Source organism: Halomonas sp. (assembly GCF_041689495.1).
Classification (GTDB): Bacteria; Pseudomonadota; Gammaproteobacteria; order Pseudomonadales; family Halomonadaceae; genus Halomonas.
Genome location: NZ_JBDNGD010000124.1, coordinates 1 through 4,506, shown reverse-complemented (window position 1 = coordinate 4,506; position 4,506 = coordinate 1). Strand labels below are relative to the sequence as shown.

The following is a 4,506-nucleotide window of genomic DNA, read 5'->3' as shown; positions in this document are numbered from 1 at the left end:
TTCAACGCAGGTACTGCCGGGGCGGGCTGCGCAGGTAGCGCTCCGCGAAGATGTCCTCCGGCAGGCCCAGGTCGTAGTCGACCGCGCTGTAGTCGAGCACCGTGCTGCCGCCGATGCGCTGATCCGCCATCGCGGATTTCACCACCGTCGGATACCCTTCGATCGTTTCGACCTCGAGCGCCTGGTAGGTGCGGTAGACCTCGCCGCCCTGGTCGAAGTATTCCGTCTTCACCGGAATGAAGCTCTCCTTGTGGATATAGTTGCGGTAGCGGCTGAACTCGACGGCCTGCGGATCCTTCGGCGTGCTGTCCACCACATAGTAGGTGTCGGTGGTCTCGACGAGTGCATGGTCGTCCTCGCGCGGGCCGCGGCCCGAGACATCCTCGTAGAAGAAGTGCGAGCCGACGAAGCTGGTGCGCTCGTCCGAGGCGGCGATGCGCTTGACCAGATCGAGCGCCGGCAGATAGAGCCAGCGGTCGTCGTCACGTGCGACCTGCTTCCAGACCAGGAACACCGTGCCGTTGATGTCCGCCGGTCGGCTGAAGTGGACATAGAAGCGCTGCTCGCCGTTGTCCTCGTCGTCGATATCCTTGCGCAGGATCGTGAACCGCCGCGTGCGCTCGCGGCCCTGGGCGTCGGTGATCGCCATCTCGACCCGGGCCTTGCCGTCTTCGCCCTGGTAATAGGCGGTCGCGCTGGCACGATCGACGATGGCCTGGACATCCGGCGTCTGGGCGCTGGCGGGGCTGAGTACGGCGAGCAGCCCCGCCGCGATCAAGATACGAGCGAACCCTCTCATGACATTCTCCCTGTGGTCGTCTGGGGTGCCCGCTCCTTGAACAGCAGCGGGCGGAAAATCGTGATCAGTGCCGGCAGGCCCAGCAGCGTGGCGATGCCGGCCGTCACCAGGATGGCCGAGATGAACACCCCCACGGTCTGATAGGGCACCAGCGGCGCGAGCAGCAGCGGCAGGAAGCCGGCGCCGATCACGATCACGTTGCGCGCGATCGCCCGAGCCGGCTCGCCGAAGGCCTGCGGCACCGTCGCCGGCCAGTTGCCGACACGGGCATGGATCTCGCGGCTGCGGACCACGAAGTGGATGGCATAGTCCACCGCCAGCCCCAGGCTGAGCGACGACAGCACCGCGACGGGCATGTCGTAATCCTTGCCGATCAGCCCGATCACGCCGTAGATGAAAGCGATGGTGATGCTCAGCGGCACCATGCTCAGCAGGCCCCAGGACGGCGAGCGGAACAGCAGCGTCATCAACAGCAGTACCGCCACGAAGCCGCCGGCCAGGGACTTGGCCATCCCGGCCACCATCTTCTGCTGCCATACCGTGTTGATGTAGGTCAGGCCGAACCAATCGTGGTCCAGCGCCACCGGCAGCGGGTTGTCGGCCATGAAGGCCTCCACCTCATCCACCACCTGGCGCATGTGCGTGTTGTCGCCGCTTGGCAGCTGCAGCCAGACATTGGCCCGGCGATAGTCCGGCGTCACCAGCTTGAACAGGTCCTGGGGCCGATGGCTGTTCTGGAAGGTGATCAGGGTCTGGGCCACCGCCCGGGCCGAATCCGGGATGCGGAACTCATCTTCGTCGCCGAGCAGCAGCTCCCGGTGCACGGTCTTGACGATATCCGTCACCGCATTGGACTTGCCGACCAGCCCCGTCTCGCGCAGGTGGTCCTGCAGGGCGGCGACGTAGCGCAGGACCTCGGGCTGTTTGAAGGTATCACCGGCCTGGCGCGCGGACTCGATGGCCATGGCCACCGCCTCCCAGGCAGGCCAGGCCGCGTCGGTGGCGCTCTCTTGGCGCTCGGCGACGGTGTCGCCCAGGGCGTCCAGGAGCGCGTCCGGACCATCGGCGGCATCGGCGGCTGGCAATGTATCGAGCAGGGTGCGCGCCGGCGCCGTGTCCAGGGTCTCGAGCCGTCCGGCTAGGTCGGCGCGCACGCTCTCCACGGTCCGTGGCTCGGTGGGCGACAGGCTCAGGTAGGCCATGTAGGTCCCGCCGAAGCGCTCGTTCAGTGCCCGGTCCGCCACCCGGATCTCGTGATCGGAAGAAAACCATTTCACCGGGTTGTCGTTGATCCGGATCTGGCTGATGCCGTAGCCGGCGACCCCGAGGGCGACCAGGAACAGTGCCAGCACCAGCTTGGCGCGCCTGTAGGCGAAGTCCCCCAGCCGCAGCAGGAAACGCGCCAGCAGGCCATGGTCGCCCGCGTCGGCCGCGTTCGGATCCGTGCCGGCCGCCCCGAAGTTGGCGAACGCGCGCTCCGGCATCAGCATGATATAGGCCGGCACCAGGGTGACCGTGCACAGCCAGGCCAGGAACACGCCGATGGCGACGAAGAGGCCGAACACCTGCACCGGCGGGATCGGCGTGAGTGCCAGCGAGGCGAAGCCGGCGCAGGTGGTCAGCGTGGTGAACAGCATCGGCCGCCACAACTCGTCCATGACGTGACGCAGCGTCTGTCGCCGGTCGCGTAGCGCCGGGTAGCGATCATAGAAGTCCGACAGGATATGCACCGCATCGAGCACCGCGATGGGCATCACGAAAATCGGGATCATCGAGCTCATGATGTGCACGGTATTGCCGGTGGCGATGAGCAGCCCCATGGCGCCGGTCACCGACACCAGGGCAACGACCATGGGCGCGAGCACCAGGTTCAGGTTACGAAAGAAGACCCACATCAGCACCAGGATCAGCAGCATGGCCGCCGGCGCAGAGATCGCCATCTGCTTGAACATCTCCACGCCGAACTGGTCCTGGGCGATGGGCAGACCGGTGATGTGGTAGTCCGCCTGACTGTCGAATTGGACGATGCGCTCGCGCAGCTTCGATGCCACGCGGTAGCTATCATCCTTCTCGCGGATGGGGATATAGAGCGCCAGCGCCCGACCGTCGCCGGAGACTAGCGTATCGCTAAGCATCGGGATCGCCAGCGCCTTGTCGCGCACCGCCAATGCCTCGGCCTGGGTCTGCGGTGCGCGGGGCATCAGCCATTCGAAGCTCACCGAGCCGGCACCGGCCTGCTCGATGTTGTCGACGTTGCCGGGGGCGATGATGTCCGCGGCCACCACGCCGGCCGCCTTCCCGTCCTCGTCCCAGCGCAGCGTCTCGGCGAATTGCGCCAGTTCGCGCACCTCGCCGAGCGTCTGGGGGTTGAACACGCCGTTGGGGCCGTCCTCCTGCACCACCCCCACGACGATCAGGTCGTGCAACGAGAACTCGGCCTGCATGCGATCGTGGAAGACACGCACGGGCTCGTCCGCGGCTAGCATGTTCTCCGGGTCGGTATCGACCTTGAGCCCCTGCAGCACAGGCACGGCAAACAGCGATGGCACGGCCACCAGTACGATCATGAGCAGGCTCGCCAGGCCTGCGGCCCACATGACGCGGCCGGGCCGGGCCATCGCGGATTCGCTGAGTGAGGTCATGGGTTCTCCATGGTCCGAGGTTATTCAAGCCTAATCGAGGCGACACCCTCGGATGCTGATCTTGATCAAGATGCGTGCTAGCCGCGTTCGCCCGCTTCAAAGGCGCAGCCTGGGCGCAAGCCGAACGCCTTGAGGAGCTTCGCCAGCGGGCAGAAGCCCGTGAAGGCAGCCTGGAGCATGTTGAGGCCGACGAAGGCGGTGAAGCCGAACCAGTAGGGGTGGTGCAACAGGCCGAGCGCGAGGCTGGCGAGGATGAACGACCCGGCGACGGCGAAGACGGTGCGATCGATGTTCATGGGAACCCTCTCGGTAGTTTATTCATACCCATTTATATTCACAGCTATGAATATATTGATGCCTGGCCGGACGCACATCCGGGATCGAGCCGCAGCAACACCCCGATTCCCTTGCGGCGTTCCGCTATCCGACAATATAATCAAACCTTCGCAGAATCGCAACTATGCATTGGAATAGCATCGTGGTGGACAGCCCCGATCATGAGGCTCAGGGGCTCTTCAGGTGTCGTCGTCAGGCGAGGTGGGGGCGTCTCGGCCAGCAGCAGGCATCGTCCGCTCCTGCGCGACATCAGCCACACAATAGATCTCATAGAGCGTCTGCAACACCTTGCCGGCCTCTTCGCCCTGGAGCGAATAGTAGATCGTCTGGCCGTCGCGGCGCGGCGCCACCAAGCCGTCCCGGCGCAACAGACCGAGATGCTGCGACACCACCGTGTCTCGCAGATCGAGACGCTTCGCCAAGTCGCCGACCGAGCATTCGCCCTCGACGAGTTGACAAAGGATCATGAGGCGGTTGCGGTTCGCCAGTGCCTTGAGCAAGCCGGTGGCCGCTTCGGCCTTCTCACGCATTTCTTCAGGATTCATATTTGCGATTATGCGAAGATAGGATTATGTTGTCAATGGCAAGATGACGCTATGGATCGGGTTCCGCTCTGCGTGGCCCGATCGGAGACATTAGCAGATCAGCAAGGCGCAGGCATGACGACTATCCGCAAGATCGACGACCGCGTCGTCGCCGAGGGCCGAGGACATTCCGGCATGTCGGCAT

Annotated in this window: 4 protein-coding genes; all 4 read right to left on the bottom strand. The window is 64.8% G+C overall.

Features of this window, described 5'->3' with window-relative positions; translation table 11 throughout:
* Nucleotide 1: 1 nt before the first annotated feature.
* A complete protein-coding gene (locus ACESMD_RS04015) occupies nt 2-799 on the bottom strand; it encodes an outer membrane lipoprotein-sorting protein (protein ID WP_372610552.1) in 798 nt (265 codons plus the stop codon).
* Nucleotides 796-3,441, bottom strand: coding sequence for an RND family transporter (locus ACESMD_RS04010; protein WP_372610550.1), 2,646 nt, complete (start codon nt 3,439-3,441; stop codon nt 796-798). The genes ACESMD_RS04015 and ACESMD_RS04010 overlap by 4 nt, the downstream gene beginning before the upstream one ends.
* A 77-nt stretch (nt 3,442-3,518) precedes the next feature.
* A complete protein-coding gene (locus tag ACESMD_RS04005; protein WP_372610548.1) occupies nt 3,519-3,737 on the bottom strand; it encodes a DUF2892 domain-containing protein in 219 nt (72 codons plus the stop codon).
* 219 nt (nt 3,738-3,956) lie between these two features.
* Complete coding sequence (locus ACESMD_RS04000) at nt 3,957-4,307, bottom strand: ArsR/SmtB family transcription factor (RefSeq protein ID WP_372610546.1); 351 nt, start codon at nt 4,305-4,307, stop codon at nt 3,957-3,959.
* Between the last annotated feature and the right edge of the window lie 199 nt (nt 4,308-4,506).

Coding starts and splice junctions, on each gene's coding strand:
- ACESMD_RS04005 (WP_372610548.1), bottom strand. CDS start 3,737: ATGAACATCGATCGCACCGTCTTCGCCGTCGCCGGGTCGTTCATCCTC.
- ACESMD_RS04015 (WP_372610552.1), bottom strand. CDS start 799: ATGAGAGGGTTCGCTCGTATCTTGATCGCGGCGGGGCTGCTCGCCGTA.
- ACESMD_RS04010 (WP_372610550.1), bottom strand. CDS start 3,441: ATGACCTCACTCAGCGAATCCGCGATGGCCCGGCCCGGCCGCGTCATG.
- ACESMD_RS04000 (WP_372610546.1), bottom strand. CDS start 4,307: ATGCGTGAGAAGGCCGAAGCGGCCACCGGCTTGCTCAAGGCACTGGCG.